Source organism: Providencia sp. PROV272 (assembly GCF_049901975.1).
GTDB lineage: Bacteria > Pseudomonadota > Gammaproteobacteria > Enterobacterales > Enterobacteriaceae > Providencia > Providencia stuartii.
Map to the genome: position 1 here is coordinate 273,092 of NZ_CP096291.1, position 19,355 is coordinate 292,446.

Below are 19,355 nucleotides of genomic sequence, written 5' to 3' on the forward strand. Positions count from 1 at the left end.
GATTATTTTTGTTGTTGCTCCCAGTTGAGGCTATCTTCAGGGGTATTTAAATTAGCAAAAGAGCCTAATTGTGGAGGGAAAATCACACATTTCGCTGCTATTTCCCGCATAAAAAACATTAATTTGCGCTCTCCTTTTACAAGGTACTCATCCAATGAGGGGGCTAATGAACGATGGAGTAAGGCAAAAGTTGGGTGGTCACGTTCAGTATCATTGGCATAACAAGCCAAGCTATCACCTTTGTGTTGAAACATGGTTGCTGCAAGTGTGAGTGGAAAAGCAGGTACATCACAAGGCACAAACAGTACCCACTCTGTGGCTGCATGATGTAACCCTGCTTGCATGCCTGCTAGTGGCCCTGCAAAATCATGATTGAGGTCAGAGATGACGGTAAATCCACTTTGTTGGTAGCGCTCTTGGTTGCGATTAGCATTGATAATCAGCGTGCCTACCTGTGGGATTAGGCGTTCAATAATATGTTGATACAGTGGCTTACCGAGTAAAGGTACCAAGCCTTTATCTTCGCCCCCCATACGCCGACCTAAACCGCCTGCGAGTATGACACCCGTAATTGACTGCGTATCTAACATATTCAATTTTCCTGACTATCTTCAATAAAAGGTTTCAACATGTTCGAAAATAAATTTCGTTATAGTATTTGCCAAAATTTATTCTATTTTCCTATAAAATCAACGAATGTTCATGCGAATTAAAGTTAAACTTTACTTAGATTGACATCAATTCGCTTTTTCTCTTGTATGATAGCAATTAATTTAGCCCGAATATTCGTGATGAAGGAATAAACATGAAATGCCATCGCTTAAATGAAGTTATTGAGCTGCTGCATCCTGTATGGAAAGACAACTCAGACTTAAACTTAGTGGAATTACTACAAAAGCTGGCCGATGAGGCAGGTTTTAAAGGACCATTGTCTGAGCTAACAGATGATGTGTTGATATATCACCTGAAAATGCGTGGAAAAAGCAGTGATGAAGCGATACCGGGCTTGAAAAAAGATTATGAAGAAGACTTTAAAACCGCGTTATTGCGCGCTCGCGGCATCATAAAAGATTAATCAGAGATGAATAATATCGAACACTCTCATTTTCACTTTAGTGGGATTTCCCCTGATTTGATCCTTGATGCGTTGATGGAAGCGGGCATTTACCCTGAATCAGGATTAACAGAGCTAAATAGCTATGAGAATCGGGTTTATCAGTTTCAGGATGAAAACCGAAAACGCTTTGTCGTGAAATTCTATCGCCCCGAGCGTTGGAGCCGGTCACAAATTCAAGAAGAGCATGATTTCACATTAGAATTGCAAGACGCGGGTTTATCTGTGGCTGCGCCACTGGAGTTTGCAGGGCAAACCGTGCTGGAATTTGGTGGTTTCATCTTTGCTGTTTTTCCAAGTATTGGTGGTCGCCAGTATGAAACCGATAATTTATTTCAGCTTGAAGACGTCGGGCGCTTATTAGGCCGTATTCACCAAATTGGTAAGAAAGAAACGTTTGTTTTTCGCCCAACACTGAGTGTTGCTGAGTATCTTGAGCAACCTCGCCAAATTATCGTACAAAGTGAATTGATCGCTCCAAGGTGGCAGGCTTCCATTATTGAATCACTCGATAGATTGATTACGCAAGTGAAGCAGTATTGGCCAACTATCTCATCACCAATACGTTTACAGGGGGATTGCCATCCCGGTAATATTTTGTGGCGTGATGAGGCTTGGCTGGTGGACTTTGATGATGCGCGTAATGGCCCAGCGGTACAAGATTTGTGGATGCTATTAAATGGCTCGCGTCAGGATCAATTAATCCAACTAGATACGCTGTTAGAAGCCTATAATGAGTTTTGTGACTTTGATGTAAAAGAGCTCAAATTAATCGAGCCACTGAGAGCCATGAGAATGGTTCATTACTTAGGATGGATTATTCGCCGCTGGCAAGATCCCGCTTTTCCAAGAGCATTTTCATGGTTGCAGGATGATGATTTTTGGCAAAAACAATCCGTCGAATTTGCTCAGCAAATTGAACGATTGCAGGAAGCCCCTTTGCAGTTAAACCCTCAATTTTAATAAATAAGTGGTATTTTTTGGAGAACGTAGTATATGAAAAAAATCATGTTGGCTTTAATTGGTATTGCCATGTCATTTGGGGCAGCGGCCGCAAACTATTCAGAAGGGAAAGAGTACGTTGCTTTAAAACAACCAGTACAAAACTTACCACAAGTTTTAGAGTTCTTCTCTTTCTATTGCCCTCACTGCTATCAGTTTGAAAATGTGTATAAAGTGCCACAAACGGTAGAGAAAAACTTACCTGAAGGCGTCAAAATGGAACGTTACCACGTTGATTTCTTAGGCCCATTAGGGAAAAACCTCACTCAATCTTGGGCAGTGGCAATCGTTCTAAAAGTTGAAGATAAAGTGACGCCAATTCTGTTTGAAGGTATCCAAAAAACACAATCTATTCGTACGGTAGACGATATCCGTAACGCCTTTATTAAAGCAGGTGTGAGTGGTGAAGAGTATGATGCTGCACTAAACAGCTTCGTTGTAAAATCTTTAGTCGCTAAACAACAAAACGCAGCGCAAGATCTAAAACTACGTGGTGTGCCAGCGATGTTTGTTGATGGTAAATACCAAATCCGTAATGATGGCATTGCGGTCGATAAAGCCGAAGATTATGGGCAAGAGTTTTCTAAAGTTGTGAACTATCTGCTCGACAAAAAATAATCTCTCCTTGTGGCGGCGTGACTCGCCGCCACATTCATAATTATTCACGTTCCGTAATCAATATCCACAATACGTTTAAAATCCTTTTTTTGAGCTAGATCAAGCGATTTTCGTCTAACTCATTGATTTTATTTTCTTGTTTAACCCCTTGATCTTTTCTTAGTCATTGAATCTAAGGCATAACATTATTTTGCTCACAGAGTTATCCACAGGTTATATCGGTCAAAATAGGGTAGCGAAGGAGTAAAATGACGATTTAATTTATTTAATTGAGTAGGGGGAGGATTGTTGATGAAGTTGAAACTCGACGTGTATCTAAGCGCACATTGTGGCATCCTATTATTATTCATTCCTGACAAAAAGATGATGACAGATTATGGCTCAGATAGCAGAAAATCCCCTTATATTGGTAGATGGTTCATCTTACCTGTACCGTGCTTATCATGCATTCCCACCACTGACTAACAGTGCGGGCGAACCGACAGGAGCCATGTATGGTGTGCTCAATATGTTGCGTAGCTTGATTATGCAATATAAGCCAAGTCATGTGGCTGTCGTCTTTGATGCCAAAGGAAAAACATTCCGTGATGAGCTGTTTGAGAGTTATAAATCACACCGCCCACCGATGCCAGATGATTTGCGTGAGCAAATAGCGCCATTGCATGAAATGGTCGAAGCGATGGGACTACCGTTGCTGGTGGTTTCCGGTGTTGAAGCGGACGATGTCATTGGTACTCTTGCGAGGCAAGCGAGTCAAAAAGGGATCCCTGTCTTGATCAGCACAGGCGATAAAGATATGGCTCAATTGGTTGAGCCTAATATCACCTTGATCAATACCATGACCAATACCATTTTAGGCCCTCAAGAAGTTGAGGATAAATATGGGGTTCCGCCAGAGCTGATCATCGACTTCCTCGCATTGATGGGCGACTCTTCCGATAATATTCCAGGCGTTCCCGGTGTGGGCGAAAAAACGGCACTTGCTTTGCTGCAAGGCATTGGCAGTTTAAAAGAGATTTACGACTCTTTAGATAAAATCGCCCCACTTGGCTTTAGAGGCTCGAAAACATTAGCCCCGAAAATGGAAGAGAATCGCGAGGTTGCTTTCCTTTCATACCAATTAGCGACCATCAAAACCGATGTGGAGCTAGAAAAAAGCTGCGAAGAACTTGCGATCTCCGAGCCAGACACAGACAAACTTTACCAGTTGTTTAGCCGTTATGAGTTTAAACGCTGGTTAGCGGATGTTGAGAATGGCACGTGGATGGATGGTAAAAGTGGTAAAAGTAGTGCGCCAGCGGCAAGTAAAACAGAAAAGAAAATTGAAGCCGTCATGGCAGCACCGACGTTGAGTGCGGAAAACTATCAAACTATCTTGGAAAAAGCGGATTTAGACCGCTGGATAGAAAAACTCACGTCAGCCTCAATCTTTGCCTTTGATACTGAAACGGACAGTTTGGATACACAAGAAGCGCGTTTAGTTGGGATGTCATTTGCCATTGAACCCGGCTATGCGGCCTATTTGCCATTAGGTCATGATTATCTTGATGCACCAGCCCAACTCCCATTAAATGATGTGTTGGCTGCCATGAAGCCGATATTGGAAAATGATAAAATACTCAAAATAGGTCAGAACTTAAAATATGACGCTGAGGTTTTACTCAACTACGATATTGAACTGAAAGGTATTGCATTTGATACCATGCTGGAATCCTATGTGCTAAATAGCGTAGCGGGCATGGGGCGCCATGATATGGATAGCCTCGCTGAACGGCACCTTAACCATAAAACGGTCTCTTTTGAAGAGATTGCAGGGAAGGGGAAAAAGCAGCTGACATTCAATCAAATAGCGCTTGAGCAGGCAGCCAATTACGCGGCAGAAGATGCCGATGTGACGTTATTGCTTCATCAAGCACTGTATCCTCAATTAGAGGCTGAGCCTAAACTGAATCACGTTTTTCGTGAAATTGAAATGCCATTAGTGCCTGTTCTTGTCAGAATGGAGCGTAAAGGGGTATTAATCGATGCTGCGGTACTAGCGGCCCAATCGAAAGAGATTACTGCGCGTTTGGCAGAATTGGAGAAAGAGGCATTTGAGCTTGCGGGTGAAGAGTTCAATCTTGCTTCAACCAAACAATTACAAACGATTCTGTTTGAAAAGCTACAACTGCCTGTAGTGAAAAAAACACCGAGTGGTGCACCGTCTACCAACGAAGAAGTGCTTGAGGAGTTGGCTCTAAATCACGCCCTACCTAAACTCTTGCTTGAGCACCGTAGTCTCGCAAAACTGAAATCAACCTATACCGACAAGTTGCCGTTGATGATCAGCCCGAAAACTCAACGGGTACACACCTCGTATCATCAAGCAGTGACAGCGACAGGGCGCTTATCATCTCGAGACCCCAATTTACAAAATATTCCGGTTAGGACGGAAGAAGGTCGCCGTATCCGCCAAGCATTTATTGCACGCAAAGGCTACAAAGTAGTGGCCGCGGACTATTCGCAAATCGAATTACGTATTATGGCGCATCTATCGCAAGATAAAGGGCTATTAACGGCGTTTGCTGAAGGCAAAGATATTCACCGTGCAACGGCAGCAGAGGTATTTGGTGTACCACTGGATGAAGTGACAAGTGATCAGCGTCGTAGTGCAAAAGCGATTAACTTCGGTTTGATTTATGGTATGAGCGCATTTGGTCTTGCTCGACAGTTAGGCATTCCTCGTGGTGAAGCTCAGCGTTATATGGACCTCTATTTTGAACGTTATCCAGGCGTGCTGCGCTATATGGAAAATACGCGCCATCAAGCGGCTGAGCAGGGGTATGTTGAAACGTTAGAAGGGCGTCGCTTGTATCTTGCCGACATTAAGTCAAGTAATGGAATGCGTCGTAAAGCGGCTGAGCGTGAGGCTATTAACGCACCGATGCAAGGTACGGCAGCAGATATTATCAAGAAAGCGATGATCGCGGTGGATGCTTGGTTACAGGCCGAAAAACCGCATGCAGACATGCTAATGCAGGTGCATGATGAATTAGTTTTCGAAGTCAAAGAGTCAGAGCTTGATAGTGTGACCACCAAAATACGTGAGTTGATGGAACAAAGTATGCAACTTGATGTACCGTTGAAGGTTGATGTCGGTATTGGTGATAACTGGGATGAAGCCCACTAGCTAGAGTCTGAACTGAGTCGGATAATGCTTAATTCGACTCAGTTTTATTTAGTCATATTACGCGAATTCAGATAATAAGTGCAACGCTCGGTCATGTTAGATGGAAGGACGGTTAGCTACTGATAAGCTATCCTGCTCTTCCGACCAAAGATGAGCGAGTAAGTATGAAGTATCAGCAACTAACCGAAGGACAACGATACCAGATATCGATACTGCGTGAGGATAATTTATCCTGCCATGAGATAGGTATCCGTATCGGTGTAAGCAAGTCCACGGTCTCCCGTGAACTGAGGCGTAACACTTCAGATACTGGTTATAACCCACAACAGGCACACCAGAAGTGCTGTGATAGGCGGCTGTCATCTGCCAAAAGGACAATTCCTCAGCAGACCATAGATTTCGTGATATTTGCTCTGGAGTGGAAGTGGAGTCCTGAGCAAATAAGTGCAATTGGCAGCATTATTGGTCTTAGCGTCAGCCATGAATGGATTTACCAGTATATCTATGCGGATAAGCGTAGCGGTGGCGAGTTGTACAGGCATCTTAGGCAGGGCAAACGGCGATATCGTAAGGGCTACGGGCAGAAACGAGGGCGCATCCCTGATGCGGTATCCATTGAGCTACGGCCGTCAGTCGTCGATGACCGTAGCCGTCTGGGGGACTGGGAGGCCGATTTGGTGCAGGGTAAACAGGGCACTGGTGCTATCGTGACACTGGCAGAACGCAAAAGCCGTATTTACCTGACAAAAAAGGTGTTTTCAAAGGATGCGGTGGAAGTCAGTAAGGCCATTATCTCACTGCTGAGTGAGTATCAGGATGTATGTCACACAATAACGTTCGATAACGGTCTAGAGTTTAGTGAGCACAAGGCGATAGCAGAAGCACTGAACGCAGATACGTACTTTGCCCATCCGTATGCCTCGCATGAGCGTGGGCTGAACGAGAATACGAATGGGTTGTTAAGACAGTTTATCCCGAAAGGAACAGACCTGCGGACAGTGACAGAAGAAGACTTACAACGCTATCAGGGAGCGTTGAACAGCAGGCCACGCAAGTGTCTGGGGTTCAGACAACCTTCGGTGGTGTTTGCGGAGCTAAGAAAGGCGGCTTAGCGTTGCACTTCGGACTTGAATCCGCCTTATCTATTGTGAAATTATATATTATTCTATTAATACTAATACATAACTAAGTACAGATGAATATTTGGATGTTCTTTCACTAGCCATGATTTTCATTTGGGTATTAGGCTCAATAATTCCAGACCAAGATGATATACTGATTAAAGTAACTCCATATTGATTATAACGTGTATCAACTTCAGCAATTGCAACTTGCTTTCCATTGATATCTAGACGGTGATGGGCTTTTGTTTTTTGCCCTCTACTCGATGCCATCAATTTTGGAATGGTTATTTTCCTTTTTTGTGGTGAAGGAGAAATGATTAACGCTTCTCCATTTTTAATGCAATACATTTCATTTACTTTCACTGTTTATTTCCTTGAGCTCATTTTTACTTTAAAATCAATAATGGCATAGAAAATGATGAGTGATAAAAATGAAATTTATTAAGTTTTAATTAAAATAAATTATTTAATATTAAATAATTCGAATGCTAATTATTGCATTGTTGGTTCATAAATTGATATTTCATTGCCTAGCATTTTATTGATACGCTGAATGCTATTTTCGTTTAAGGAACCTTGTAAATATTCCATTTTTAATTGGTTGATTAAATAATCATATTGGGCATTCGATAAATTTTTTTTCGACTGATAGAGGGCGGCAGTTGCAGATAGTACATCGACAATAGTGCGTGTTCCTACTTGATAACCCGCTTCTGTGGCATCTAATGAGCTTTGTGTTGAAATGATTAGTTGCTTATAGGCATTAATACTACTTATTGACGACAATAGATTATTGTATGAAGAGTTAACTTGCTGGATGACGTTTCGATTATCACTTTCAAGTTGCTCTGTTGCAGCCTCAAAACCATACTGAGCTTGCTTAACTTGAGAATTAACCGTATTTCCTTGATAGATTGGTAAATTTAACGAGAGGGCTGCATTGTTTTTCCCTGAATGGTTATTTATTTTATGCTGGCTTTCGATACTATTCTTATCTAGCCGAGTGTTATTGATGGCTGTAGAAGCATCTAAAGTGACTATAGGTAAATGCCCGCTTTTGGCGAGGGATATTTTATCATTTGATATTTCTTGTGACAGGCGAGCTTTTAATAAGCTCAGGTTTTTAATTCGCGCATTTTCAAGTAGAAATGTGATATTATCTGGTTTGGTGAGTTGTAACTTATTAATATTGAGTTTTGCTAATTGAGTATATCGTACTCCACTGATTTTTCTTAATACCTCAACTGAATTCTTCAATTCGTTGTAACCTAGAACCTCTTGAGCAATGATACTGTCATAGTTAGCTCTCGCATTTTGTACGTCAGTGATGGTCGTTAGCCCTACATTAAAGCGTTGTGTGGTTTGATCTAACTGATGATAAACCGCGAGTTTATGGGCTTTTATGTAAGTGAGGGCATCAATAGACTTTAATATATTAAAGTAAGAGATAGCCGTTTCTAACAGCAGATCTTGCTGGCTTATTTGATAGTTAATATCTGAAATAGCTGCATGTTTTTCTTGAATAGATAGTGATTTCCACTTAGATATATCAATTATAGATTGTGTCATTTGTAGAGATAATTCGGTGTTCTTAATATTTTTATTATCATCTGTACCATCATTGTTTTTATAGTTTGAATTAGCTTTTAATTTTAATTGAGGGAGTAATGAGCTACGCTCTTCATCTATTTTTTTATAGGCTTGATAACGTTCACTTTCTGTTTTTTTTAATGTGGGGTTGTTATCTTTCGTTATTTTATAAACTTGCAATAAATCCTCTGCGTTACAATTATAACCTATAATTATTGAACTTATTAAAATAAATAATTTAATTATTTTATTCATTATTATTAATTCCTAATTAATTTTTTACAGTTTAGTCTAAATGGGATTTAAGAAAGAGGTTTTAATTAAATTATAGCTCAGCTATTAAAATGTAAATATAAAAAACCACATTTAAAAGTTTAATTTAATGTATATGTTTTGCTATATGAGCTAACTTGATTAAGTTAGTGTAAAAAATGAGATTATTTTACTGTCGAACGTAATGTGCATTTACTACCTAAGAACGATTGTCACAGTACATTTTTTTACCTCAATATAGCGTTCATGTAACGTAATATCTTTTATGGCGACAGGCTTATCTCAGAGCCAAAGGATTAATCATGGAACGCTTATTTTCTCCAACTGCATTTCAAGGGCAGGTCGTGCTAGTTACTGGTGGGGCTCAAGGTATTGGTTTAGCGATTGTTGAAGCCTTTGCTCAATTAGGGGCTTGCGTGATTATGGCTGATTTGCAGTTACAAAAGGCGCAAGCAGCCGCAGCTTCATTAGTAGCAAAAGGGTTTAACGTTCAGGCGGAAGGTTGTGACTGTGCAAAGCAGCAACAAATAACAGCTTTGGTTGCAAAAATAGATCGCGAATATCATCAATTAGATGTTGTTATCCATAATGCAGCTTATTTTCCGCTAACAGAATTTATGCAAATTGATGAGGCTTTATTACAACAGACACTGAGTGTTAATTTAATGGCGCCTTTTTATTTGGCTCAAGCTGCTCAACCGATTATGAAAAGGCAGGGAAGAGGGCGTATTTTAATCACCTCATCTGTCACTGGTCCTAAAGTCGCTTACCCAGGGCTTGCGCATTATGCCGCCTCTAAAGCGGGGGTTAATGGTTTTATTAAGTCAGCCGCATTGGAGTTGGCTCCTTTTGGGATAACGGTGAATGGCGTTGAGCCGGGGATGATACGAACACCTGCGATGGAAAACTTAGGGGATGAGCAATTGAATCAAAGGATTGCTCGTGCTGTACCACTAGGGCGTTTAGGGGAAGCAGAAGATATTGCTGCCGCTATGGTATTTTTAGCCTCACAAGCCGCGGGATATATGACAGGACAGACTATTGTCGTTGATGGCGGAGCATTACTTCCCGAAAGCGCATTGTCATCAGCGGATATAAAACAATAGAGGCGAGCTTGCTTATTCTCTGAGTCATCAATAATGGCGTCAACCTATTCGCCGATTCGATAAAACACTCTTCTTATTTTCTTTATCGCATGTTGCCATATAGATGCGATAAAGCTTATTTCTGTCTGTTATTTGAACAAAATACGCGTTATTACCTAATGAGATAAAAAATTTACATTACATATTAATGCGACTTGGCTCTCATAAATATGTAATAAAAATACGTTTTTTGGCTATTATTATGATGTTTTATTCGCTGAATCGTAGTAAGCATTGAAAAAAAATTACAGAAAAGCTTTTTTTCGCGTAAAAAATCAAGTAAAGTATAAGGCGTAGGGTACAGAGGTAAGATGTTCTATCTTTCAGACCTTTTACTTCACGTAATCGGATTTAGCTGAATATTAGCTGCTCCAGTCAAAATTTTGACTGGAGCATTTTTTTATCCAAAATTTGTGTAAAGTTATCGTGCTTGCCGTTGTGCGCCGAGTGACGCACAAGGATCGAAATGGATCAAATTGGCGTGCTATACCAGCTATCAAGTTTGAGACGCAATTTATCAATACCGATTTTTTTCAATGCTGAAAAATATTCGACTTCGACGTCTCCCCCTAATGGAGAGAGTGCTTGGCGGACTTCCATTAATTGTTTTTTGCGTGCGCCAGAAGCGAGTTTATCTGCCTTAGTCAAAAGGACTAATACAGGAATTTCCATCGCAATAGACCATTCAATCATTTGCATATCAAGGTCTTTTAGTGGATGGCGAATATCCATCAATACGACAAGACCTTTAATACACTCCCTTTTTTGTAGGTATTCACCAAGCGCTTTTTGCCATTTGCGTTTCATCTCTTCCGGCACTTCGGCATAGCCATAACCCGGTAAGTCGACAAGACGAATGCCTTCTTCCACTTCGAACAGGTTAATTAACTGTGTCCGTCCAGGCGTTTTACTGGTGCGAGCAAGGCTTTTTTGTTGTGTAAGCGCGTTTAGTGCGCTGGATTTACCTGCATTGGAGCGGCCTGCAAAGGCAACTTCTATACCCGTATCTTTTGGTAGATGACGGATATCGGGTGCACTGATGACAAATTTTGTCATATGGTAGTTATGGTTTTTGATTGTCATAGGTTGTTCTCCCTGAGTTGACCTTTTGAGGCTGAGGGATTATAGCGACTGGTGGCAGACAAACAAAGCCAAAATTGCGATAGAGCAGTAGCTGTTTGCTTTTGAAACAACGATTTTACGTACATATTGGGCGTCATCTGACTGTTTTTGATGATTACTCGCTTATCTGACGTAAATAAAGGTAAATCTTTAGCAATATATTCAGCTTAGCTCTAGAATTGGTGAATTGTACTCGTCATACTTCCAGTTGCAGCTTTGTTGGCTATGTCTATTCACATGAGTCACATATTTGCTTATGCGCTTAGCTGCACCTCGAACTATTTCGAGTATAATTAAGTCATTTAGCTATAGCGAAAGGGATCTTGAATGTTAAAACGAATTTTTGTGCCTTTACTGGCGGTCTGTGCTATCAGCGCATCTTCTCTAGCATTAGCTGCGGGTGAAACGTATGTTAAATTAGTCACCTCAGCAGGTAATATTGAATTAGAACTGAATAATAAAAAAGCACCTGTGACCACTGAGAACTTTCTACAATATGTGAATGAAGGTTATTACAACGGAACAACGTTTCACCGTGTTATTCCTGGTTTTATGATCCAGGGTGGCGGTTTTAACAAAGATCTTCAGCAAAAGCAGACTCGTGCTCCAATTAAAAATGAAGCAGATAACGGTTTGCGCAATTTACGTGGAACCATTTCTATGGCACGTACAGCGAATAAAGACAGTGCGACCAGCCAGTTTTTTATTAATGTCGCTGACAATGCTTTCTTAGATCACGGTCAACGTGATTTTGGTTACGCTGTTTTTGGTAAAGTGGTAAAAGGCATGGATGTAGTGGATAAAATCTCTAAAGTAAAAACAGAGAATGTTGGTCCATATCAAAATGTGCCTGTTGAACCAATATCAATTATTTCTGCGGAAGTCATTAAAAAGCCATAATAGATAGAGTGGGTAGGTCGCTAGTATTTACCCACTTATATTATTTTTCATGTATAAGGCTGTATCACTGTGAGTGCTATTTATGTAGTGATGTACTCACTGAGTATATTTCCTCATTAATTAGAATTTATTTTCTTTTTCTCTTCTCTTTTTTCATTCTTTTCTTCTTATTAACCTGCTAGTTATTTTTACATAAATTCAATTTTGTGATCTTGCTCACCGCGCGGTTTGAAAACGGTTTGTTTGACATTTTTTCTTTGTGTTTCGTTGTTAATAGATTTACTAACTTAAATATTGGCCTTTGCTAGGCATTTGCATGAAAAAATAAGTCAATCAATTGAAAGCGATGACTTTCGATTTGAATGGAATCGAAAGGTTTTTTGAGGTTTTTTGCTCTAAAAATGAACTTTAACAAGGATCACATTTTCGATTGGCTCACTCTGCTGTAATTCAGATATGTTGTTAGCATGGTCAATCGTGATAACAAGGTGATGTTTTTCGGAGTGATAAACATGAGTACAGATACCGTAAAAAGACGTGAATGCATCATGGATATGTTGTGCCAAGAAGGGAGTGTTCGTGTCGATGCTTTAAGCAAACAGTTTAATGTTTCTAGCGTCACTATTCGTAATGATTTACGTTATCTGGAAAAAAAGGGTTGTGCCTTACGCTCTTATGGCGGCGCAATGGTGAATCATAAATTTGCTTTTGATAGACCGTTACAAGTGAAAGGCCGCATGGATCGAGAAATTAAAACTCGTATTGCCAAAAAAGCGGCGGAATTTGTGAATGATGGGGATTCTCTCATCATTGATTCAGGCTCAACAACAGCAGAAATCGTTCCTTTTTTAAAACACCACCGTGATTTAGTCGTGATGACTAATGCTCTCAATATCGCATACGAACTGGCCGGTTTCGACAGCGTAGATGTTATGGTTCTTGGTGGACACGTACGCAAAAATTCTTATTCCCTTTATGGTCCTGCCGCCGAACAGCAGTTATCACAGTACCGTTTTGATACGTTGTTTCTTGGGGTAGATGGCTTTGATCTTGAAGCTGGGATCACCACACCGAATAGCGGAGAAGCGCATCTCAACCGTGTGATGTGTGATGTGGCACATCAAATTATCGCTGTAGCAGATGGTACTAAATTTGGGCGAAAGAGTTTTTGTTTAATACGCGAAGCTAGACTGATCCATCGTCTTATTACTGATAGCCGCATTCCACTTCATTATCGCCAAGCTTTAACGGCATTTGGTGTAGAAGTCATTGTTGTTGATGAATAAGGCATATCTATTTTAATTCTTAATTAAAAACGCAACGTTTTTAATCATATCTGAGTTATTTGGAGATATTATGCAGCCGCTATTACAGCTGATCCATCGCCATAAATCTGGCGAGGACGTTGGGGTTTACTCTGTCTGTTCCGCACACCCTTGGGTTCTAGAAAGTGCGATTCGTTTTGCTAAACAACGTAACTCTTCAGTATTAATTGAAGCCACTTCTAACCAAGTTAACCAGTTCGGTGGCTATACCGGTATGCTTCCTTGCGATTTTCGTGAAATGGTATGGAAAATTGCCGATCGATTGGCTTTCCCACGTGAAAAAGTGTGGTTAGGCGGCGATCATTTAGGCCCTAATGCATGGCAAAATCGTTGCGCTGATGAGGCGATGCAACTATCAGAAACACTCATTTATGATTATGTTGCGGCAGGCTTTCGTAAAATTCACCTTGATTGTTCAATGTCTTGTGCTGATGACCCTATTCCTTTGAGCGATGACGTTGTCGCTTCCCGTGCGGCAAGGCTATGCCAAGTGGCTGAACGTAGCTGGCAAGATCATGGTGGTGAAGCCCCTGTTTATGTTATTGGCACAGAAGTTCCTGTGCCGGGCGGTGCGAAAGAATCGATGGATGGATTACAAGTTACATCGCCCGAAGCTGCTAAAACCACATTGTCTATCCATAAAAATAAATGGCAAGAGCATGGGTTAGCCGATGTGTGGCCCCGAGTGATTGCCTTGGTTGTTCAGCCAGGGGTCGAATTTGATCATCACAATGTTGAACATTATCAACCTGAAAAAGCGAAAGCACTTAGCCAATTTATCGAATCAGTTCCCCATCTTGTTTATGAAGCACACTCTACCGATTACCAAGCACTAAAGGCGTATCGTCAGTTAGTCCGCGACCATTTTGCGATCTTAAAAGTTGGCCCTGCATTAACGTTTGCTTTACGTGAAGGGTTATTTGCACTCGATAAATTAGATCGTGAATGGAATGGTGAGCGTGATGCTGCCCATTTACACGCAACCCTCGAACAAATTATGAATGAGCAGCCAGAGCGTTGGAGCCCTTATTACAAAGGAAGTGCTCATCAGCAATACATCGACAGACAATATAGCTTAAGTGACCGTATTCGCTATTACTGGGCGGAGCCTGAAGTTGAAAAAGCAGTGGCGAAATTATTGGACAACTTACGGCAAAACCCAGTACCGATTTCGATGCTGAGCCAATACCTACCAGAGCAGGCCGAAGCCGTTAAAGTCGGTGACTTAGAGAATGACCCAAAAGCGTGGGTCATGGATAAGGTTCGAAGCGTATTACTTCAATATGCGTTGGCATGTGAATCACAGTCAAAAGGAGCGGTGGCATGAAGGAAATATTGTCATATTCACAATCATGGTTAGAGCAGCACGGCGCTCTGTTTACTGCACAAGAAATTACTCATCAGCCCCGCTTATGGCGTGAATTATATCGGGAGTTAGCGGCTAAATCGGAGCAATGGCAACCGTTTTTATTTGAACTGCTCGCCAAGCCGGATTTACAAATTGTGTTATGTGGTGCTGGGTCGTCTGCCTTTGCAGGGAAAGCCATGGCACCTTGGTTACGTGAATATTGTGGATTAGACGTACATGCGTATGCATCTACCGATATTGTACCAACACCTTGGCATTACCTCGATAAACATAAACCGACATTATTAGTTTCTTATGCTCGCTCGGGTAACAGTCCTGAAAGTGTTGGTGTCGTAGAGCTGGCAGATGAGCTACTCGACGATGTTTATCACCTTATGTTGACCTGTAATCCAGATGGCGCTTTGGCACGTTATGCGGAAGGGAAAAAGCATGTTTGCTCTTTAATCATGCCCGATGGTTCTCATGACAGCAGCTTTGCCATGACCTCAAGCTTTAGCTGTATGACATTAGCGACATTATTACTATTTGGTGTTCAAGATTTTACTCAAGCACGTAGTTATGTTGAAGAGATTGCCACACTTGCAGAAACCGGCATTCCACAATGGTTGCCGATGATCCAAGGCATGACAGGAAATGGTTTTAGTCGAATGGTTGTGCTTGGCTCAAGTTGTTTTACGGGGATTGCCGAAGAAGGGGCGCTGAAGATGTTAGAGCTCACATCGGGGAAAGTTGCAACGCGCTTTGATTCAACATTAGGGGTTCGCCATGGCCCTAAATTTATGATTGATAAAGAAACATTGGTAATAGTGATGTTATCAGCCGAGGAGTATTGCCGTCACTATGATATAGATTTGCTCAATGAGCTGAAACATGACCAGCGGGCAAAACACATTGTGGCATTGAGTAGTTTACCTTTAGAGCAGGCCGTCGTGCTTGATAGCCCACTCAATGATATTTGGTTGATATTTCCTTATCTCGTCTTTTTACAGCTTTTGTCATTTGAAGCTTCTCTCAATCATGGTTTATCACCGGATAACCCTTGTCCGACGGGGGAAGTGAATCGTGTTGTTAAAGGTGTTCAGCTATACCCATACAAATCAACAAAATAATAATAGGAGTGAGTATGTCTACCCCAAATATATTGATGACTCGTATCGATAATCGTTTGATCCATGGTCAAGTTGGCGTGACTTGGACAAATTCTCTTGGTGCTAATTTAGTGGTTGTTGCAAATGATGAAGCCGCCGTTGATCCCGTTGCTCAATCTTTGATGGATATGGTGGTTTCCGATGGTGTACAAACTCGCTATTTTACGCTGCAAAAAACCATTGATGTGATCCATAAGGCTGCGGATCGACAAAAGATTTTTATCGTTTGTAAAACGCCTCAAGATGTACTCACCCTAGTTCAAGGTGGAGTTCCTATCAAATTTGTCAATGTTGGCAATATGCACTTTATCGAAGGTAAAAAACAAATTCATAAAACGGTCTCTGTGGATGATAGCGATATTAATGCATTCCGCGAATTAGAAAAATTAGGGATCACTTGTGAAATTCGTCGTGTACCTGATGAGGCGGGGGAAGCCGTCTCTAAGCTAATTAGCTAAGGAGGTCAGTATGATGACTGACGCACTACTTATCGCTTTGATTGCTGGGATCGCGGGAGTCGATTTATTTAATGGTTTGACACACTTCCATCGACCTGTGGTTATTGGGCCTATTGTTGGATTGATTTTAGGTGATGTGCAAACGGGGTTATTAGTCGGAGGAACGCTAGAGCTGGTTTGGATGGGGATGGTGCCACTTGCTGGTGCTCAGCCACCCAATGTCGTGATTGGCGGTATTATTGGCACGACATTTGCCATCATGACACATGCGGATCCTAAAGTTGCTATCGGTATTGCTGTACCGTTTTCTATCGCGGTACAAGGCTGTATCACATTACTGTTCACACTCTATTCACCCATGATGCATAAATGCGACGAAATGGTGAAAAAGCTCAATTGGCGCGGTATTGAGATGGTGAACTATTTTGGGATCCTGATTCTGTTTTCTTTCTACTTTATTGTTGCTTTCTTACCCATCTACTTTGGTGCTGATGCCGCAAGCGCCATGGTACAAAAAGCACCTCAATGGCTATTGGATGGCTTAGCTGTGGCGGGGGGCATGATGCCTGCGATTGGTTTCTCACTACTGATGAAAATCATGATGAAAAAGACGTATGTTGCCTATTTTATTCTTGGTTTTATTTCAGTGACTTTCCTGAATATGCCCATTATTGCGGTCGCACTTGGCGCGTTTGCAATCGCACTGATTGATTTCTTCAACCGCACACGTAATGACAACAATGATAACGGCAGCTCACCTAAAGTTGCTCAGGAGATGAATGATGGCATTTAATGACAATGATGAAGCTCTGGCAGCAAAAGCGGAGCAACGAATGGCTCAAGCGATGGCAACTAGTCAGGTTGAGCGTGATGATTACCTTGATAGCGAACCTGCAACAGCACTGACTCACCGTGATATTAACGTTATGGCACTGCGTTCGCTATTACTACAAGCTTCTTTTAACTATGAACGTATGCAAGCTGGCGGTTGGCTTTATACCTTGATCCCAGCGTTACGTAAAATTCATAAAAAACCGGAAGATCTATCTAATTCTATGAAAATGCATATGGAATTTATCAATGTGCATCCATTTGATGTGACATTTTTATCCGGTTTAGTGCTAGCGATGGAGCGTAGCAAGGAGAAGATTTCCACCATTCGTGCAGTGAAAATAGCGTTAATGGGGCCGCTAGGCGGCATCGGCGATGCGTTGTTCTGGCTAACCTTATTGCCCATCTGTGCTGGTATTGGGGCATCACTCGCACTACAAGGCAGTTTATTTGGGCCGATTATTTTTCTGCTTATGTTCAATATCGTGCATTTCGCATTGCGTTTTGGACTGGCTCATTATGGTTATCGCGCGGGAACAAAAGCGATAACCATGCTAAAAGCACATACCAAAAATATCTCACATGCCGCTTCTATTGTTGGAATGACGGTTATCGGCGCCCTAGTTGCCTCTTATGTGCATCTTTCTACACCACTAATCATGACGGCTGGTGAAGCAAAAGTGGCTTTACAGACAGACGTTTTAGACAAACTGATGCCAAATTTATTGCCATTAAGCTTTACGTTACTTGTCTACTGGCTAATGAAAAAAGGTTTTTCACCTGTGAAATTAATTGGTGTCACCGTGGTATTTGGCGTGCTTGGTAAATTAGTTGGATTCTTATAAGAGGAATGGCAAATGTTAGGTGTCGTCATTACAGGCCATGGAGGTTTTGCGAGTGGCCTGTTACAAGCAGTACAACAGGTTATTGGCCCACAAGAACAATGTGTTGCGATAGATTTTCCTGAGGGAATGTGTACCGATTCGCTTCAACAAGCATTAAGAAAGGCAAGTCAGCAATGTGATCAAGGTGATGGTGTCGTTTTTTTAACAGATTTATTAGGTGGCTCACCATTTCGGCAAGCGTCATTGATGGCCTTGGAAAATCAAAACTACCAAGTTATCACTGGAACCAATATGCAAATGGTCGCAGAAATGATGCTGGAGAGGGATGGAATGTCAGTAACAGAATTCCGCGATATGGCATTGGAGTGTGGGCATCGGGGGTTAACCAGTTTGTGGCATGAGCAACAACGTGAAAAACAATCTGTTGCTCATGATGATGGCATTTAAGGAGAGCATATGTATTTAATTTCTAACCGTGAAATGTTGAAAAAAGCACAACGTAATGGTTATGCAGTTCCCGCTTTTAATGTACATAACCTTGAAACTGTTCAAGTTGTTGTCGAAACAGCAGCAGCAATGTCATCCCCTGTTATTTTAGCAGGAACACCGAGCACGTTTACTTATGCAGGATTGGAATACATGGTATCGATTTGTCGTGAAGCTGCACGAGTGAATCACTTACCGATTGCATTACATCTTGATCACCATGAGGAGTATGACGATATTTGCCGTAAAGTACGTGCCGGTATTCGTTCTGTGATGATTGATGGCTCTCACTTTGCTTTCGAACAGAATATCGAAGCCGTCAGTAGAGTCGTGAAATATTGCCAAAATTATGATGTCAGCGTTGAGGCGGAGTTAGGGCGATTAGGGGGGCAAGAGGACGATTTAGTCGTTGATAGCAAAGATAGCTTCTATACTGATCCTATGGCGGCGAAAGAGTATATCACGCGTACAGGTATTGATTCATTGGCCGTCGCGATAGGATCCGCCCATGGCTTATATCATGGTGAACCTCACCTTGATTTTGAGCGTTTAGCGGCGATTAAACAGCAAGTCGATATTCCTTTGGTCCTACACGGTGCTTCTGGTATCCCTGAAGAGATGATTAAACGAGCGATTTCACTTGGTGTGTGCAAAGTGAATGTGGCAACAGATTTAAAAATTGCTTTTGCGGATGCTGTCAAAGCGCATTTTGCTGAGCACCCAGACGCTAATGACCCTCGTAAATATATTACACCAGGTAAAGAGGCAATGCGTAAAGTCGTTGAAAGTAAAATCAATATTTGTGGCAGTGCAGGTATGATGTAAGTCGTGTTTAC

19 protein-coding genes are annotated in these 19,355 nt (G+C 41.6%); 15 read left to right on the forward strand and 4 right to left on the reverse strand.

Annotated elements, in window-relative coordinates; translation table 11 throughout:
* Positions 1-2 precede the first annotated feature (2 nt).
* On the reverse strand, positions 3-590 hold the full coding sequence (gene mobA, locus M1E93_RS01150) for a molybdenum cofactor guanylyltransferase MobA (RefSeq protein WP_104873049.1): 588 nt from the start codon (positions 588-590) through the stop codon (positions 3-5).
* Between the two features lie 215 nt (positions 591-805).
* Here mobA and M1E93_RS01155 point away from each other — a divergent pair, with 215 nt between their 5' ends.
* From M1E93_RS01155 to M1E93_RS01175, 5 genes are all read left to right on the forward strand, one after another.
* Complete coding sequence (locus M1E93_RS01155) at positions 806-1,075, forward strand: YihD family protein (RefSeq protein WP_004923794.1); 270 nt, start codon at positions 806-808, stop codon at positions 1,073-1,075.
* A 6-nt stretch (positions 1,076-1,081) separates the two neighbouring features.
* Positions 1,082-2,077, forward strand: coding sequence for a serine/threonine protein kinase (locus tag M1E93_RS01160; RefSeq protein ID WP_104873048.1), 996 nt, complete (start codon positions 1,082-1,084; stop codon positions 2,075-2,077).
* Between the two features lie 33 nt (positions 2,078-2,110).
* A complete protein-coding gene (dsbA, locus tag M1E93_RS01165; protein ID WP_004923800.1) occupies positions 2,111-2,734 on the forward strand; it encodes a thiol:disulfide interchange protein DsbA in 624 nt (207 codons plus the stop codon).
* A gap of 376 nt (positions 2,735-3,110) precedes the next feature.
* The gene (gene polA, locus M1E93_RS01170) at positions 3,111-5,903 is read left to right on the forward strand and encodes a DNA polymerase I (RefSeq protein WP_060561265.1); all 2,793 of its coding nucleotides are present in this window, start codon (positions 3,111-3,113) and stop codon (positions 5,901-5,903) included.
* A gap of 164 nt (positions 5,904-6,067) precedes the next feature.
* The gene (locus M1E93_RS01175; RefSeq protein WP_140035165.1) at positions 6,068-7,015 is read left to right on the forward strand and encodes an IS30 family transposase; all 948 of its coding nucleotides are present in this window, start codon (positions 6,068-6,070) and stop codon (positions 7,013-7,015) included.
* A gap of 48 nt (positions 7,016-7,063) precedes the next feature.
* Here M1E93_RS01175 and M1E93_RS01180 read toward each other — a convergent pair whose 3' ends face one another.
* Positions 7,064-7,390 carry a hypothetical protein gene (locus M1E93_RS01180; RefSeq protein ID WP_004923806.1) on the reverse strand — a complete coding sequence of 109 codons (327 nt, stop codon included), beginning with the start codon at positions 7,388-7,390 and terminating at the stop codon, positions 7,064-7,066.
* A gap of 129 nt (positions 7,391-7,519) precedes the next feature.
* Entirely contained in the window at positions 7,520-8,872 is a 1,353-nt protein-coding gene (gene tolC, locus M1E93_RS01185; RefSeq protein WP_061064623.1) for an outer membrane channel protein TolC, read from the reverse strand.
* Between the two features lie 320 nt (positions 8,873-9,192).
* On the opposite strand from tolC, the gene M1E93_RS01190 reads away from it, so the two are divergent.
* On the forward strand, positions 9,193-9,996 hold the full coding sequence (locus M1E93_RS01190; protein ID WP_004923813.1) for an SDR family oxidoreductase: 804 nt from the start codon (positions 9,193-9,195) through the stop codon (positions 9,994-9,996).
* 510 nt (positions 9,997-10,506) lie between these two features.
* Here the strand turns inward: M1E93_RS01190 and yihA are convergent.
* Positions 10,507-11,118, reverse strand: coding sequence for a ribosome biogenesis GTP-binding protein YihA/YsxC (yihA, locus tag M1E93_RS01195; protein ID WP_004923816.1), 612 nt, complete (start codon positions 11,116-11,118; stop codon positions 10,507-10,509).
* 366 nt (positions 11,119-11,484) lie between these two features.
* Between yihA and ppiA the strand changes: the two genes are divergently transcribed.
* The 9 genes from ppiA (at position 11,485) to M1E93_RS01240 (ending at position 19,344) form a co-directional block, all read left to right on the forward strand.
* Positions 11,485-12,057, forward strand: a complete 573-nt coding sequence (ppiA, locus tag M1E93_RS01200; RefSeq protein WP_014656974.1) for a peptidylprolyl isomerase A — start codon at positions 11,485-11,487, stop codon at positions 12,055-12,057.
* A 512-nt stretch (positions 12,058-12,569) separates the two neighbouring features.
* Positions 12,570-13,343 carry a transcriptional repressor AgaR gene (gene agaR / locus M1E93_RS01205; RefSeq protein ID WP_014656973.1) on the forward strand — a complete coding sequence of 258 codons (774 nt, stop codon included), beginning with the start codon at positions 12,570-12,572 and terminating at the stop codon, positions 13,341-13,343.
* A gap of 70 nt (positions 13,344-13,413) precedes the next feature.
* Complete coding sequence (locus tag M1E93_RS01210) at positions 13,414-14,709, forward strand: D-tagatose-bisphosphate aldolase, class II, non-catalytic subunit (RefSeq protein WP_004923825.1); 1,296 nt, start codon at positions 13,414-13,416, stop codon at positions 14,707-14,709.
* A complete protein-coding gene (locus tag M1E93_RS01215; protein WP_104873047.1) occupies positions 14,706-15,860 on the forward strand; it encodes an SIS domain-containing protein in 1,155 nt (384 codons plus the stop codon). Before M1E93_RS01210 ends, M1E93_RS01215 begins: the two co-directional genes overlap by 4 nt.
* Before the next feature lie 14 nt (positions 15,861-15,874).
* On the forward strand, positions 15,875-16,357 hold the full coding sequence (gene agaV / locus M1E93_RS01220) for a PTS N-acetylgalactosamine transporter subunit IIB (protein WP_014656972.1): 483 nt from the start codon (positions 15,875-15,877) through the stop codon (positions 16,355-16,357).
* A gap of 10 nt (positions 16,358-16,367) precedes the next feature.
* Positions 16,368-17,150 (forward strand): PTS N-acetylgalactosamine transporter subunit IIC, encoded by a 783-nt coding sequence (gene agaW / locus M1E93_RS01225; protein ID WP_004923830.1) that lies wholly within the window; start codon positions 16,368-16,370, stop codon positions 17,148-17,150.
* Complete coding sequence (locus M1E93_RS01230; protein WP_014656970.1) at positions 17,140-18,033, forward strand: PTS system mannose/fructose/sorbose family transporter subunit IID; 894 nt, start codon at positions 17,140-17,142, stop codon at positions 18,031-18,033. Before agaW ends, M1E93_RS01230 begins: the two co-directional genes overlap by 11 nt.
* Positions 18,034-18,045: 12 nt before the next feature.
* Positions 18,046-18,480, forward strand: a complete 435-nt coding sequence (agaF, locus tag M1E93_RS01235) for a PTS galactosamine/N-acetylgalactosamine transporter subunit IIA (RefSeq protein ID WP_004923836.1) — start codon at positions 18,046-18,048, stop codon at positions 18,478-18,480.
* Positions 18,481-18,489: 9 nt separating this feature from the next.
* Complete coding sequence (locus tag M1E93_RS01240) at positions 18,490-19,344, forward strand: tagatose bisphosphate family class II aldolase (RefSeq protein ID WP_014656969.1); 855 nt, start codon at positions 18,490-18,492, stop codon at positions 19,342-19,344.
* Positions 19,345-19,355 lie beyond the last annotated feature (11 nt).

Bases quoted from the DNA above. Each gene is read 5' to 3' on its own strand.
- agaW (WP_004923830.1), top strand. From the start codon at position 16,368: ATGATGACTGACGCACTACTTATCGCTTTGATTGCTGGGATCGCGGGA.
- M1E93_RS01190 (WP_004923813.1), top strand. From the start codon at position 9,193: ATGGAACGCTTATTTTCTCCAACTGCATTTCAAGGGCAGGTCGTGCTA.
- dsbA (WP_004923800.1), top strand. From the start codon at position 2,111: ATGAAAAAAATCATGTTGGCTTTAATTGGTATTGCCATGTCATTTGGG.
- M1E93_RS01215 (WP_104873047.1), top strand. From the start codon at position 14,706: ATGAAGGAAATATTGTCATATTCACAATCATGGTTAGAGCAGCACGGC.
- polA (WP_060561265.1), top strand. From the start codon at position 3,111: ATGGCTCAGATAGCAGAAAATCCCCTTATATTGGTAGATGGTTCATCT.
- agaR (WP_014656973.1), top strand. From the start codon at position 12,570: ATGAGTACAGATACCGTAAAAAGACGTGAATGCATCATGGATATGTTG.
- yihA (WP_004923816.1), bottom strand. From the start codon at position 11,118: ATGACAATCAAAAACCATAACTACCATATGACAAAATTTGTCATCAGT.
- M1E93_RS01155 (WP_004923794.1), top strand. From the start codon at position 806: ATGAAATGCCATCGCTTAAATGAAGTTATTGAGCTGCTGCATCCTGTA.
- M1E93_RS01160 (WP_104873048.1), top strand. From the start codon at position 1,082: ATGAATAATATCGAACACTCTCATTTTCACTTTAGTGGGATTTCCCCT.
- M1E93_RS01175 (WP_140035165.1), top strand. From the start codon at position 6,068: ATGAAGTATCAGCAACTAACCGAAGGACAACGATACCAGATATCGATA.
- mobA (WP_104873049.1), bottom strand. From the start codon at position 590: ATGTTAGATACGCAGTCAATTACGGGTGTCATACTCGCAGGCGGTTTA.
- ppiA (WP_014656974.1), top strand. From the start codon at position 11,485: ATGTTAAAACGAATTTTTGTGCCTTTACTGGCGGTCTGTGCTATCAGC.
- M1E93_RS01230 (WP_014656970.1), top strand. From the start codon at position 17,140: ATGGCATTTAATGACAATGATGAAGCTCTGGCAGCAAAAGCGGAGCAA.
- M1E93_RS01240 (WP_014656969.1), top strand. From the start codon at position 18,490: ATGTATTTAATTTCTAACCGTGAAATGTTGAAAAAAGCACAACGTAAT.
- M1E93_RS01210 (WP_004923825.1), top strand. From the start codon at position 13,414: ATGCAGCCGCTATTACAGCTGATCCATCGCCATAAATCTGGCGAGGAC.
- agaV (WP_014656972.1), top strand. From the start codon at position 15,875: ATGTCTACCCCAAATATATTGATGACTCGTATCGATAATCGTTTGATC.
- tolC (WP_061064623.1), bottom strand. From the start codon at position 8,872: ATGAATAAAATAATTAAATTATTTATTTTAATAAGTTCAATAATTATA.
- agaF (WP_004923836.1), top strand. From the start codon at position 18,046: ATGTTAGGTGTCGTCATTACAGGCCATGGAGGTTTTGCGAGTGGCCTG.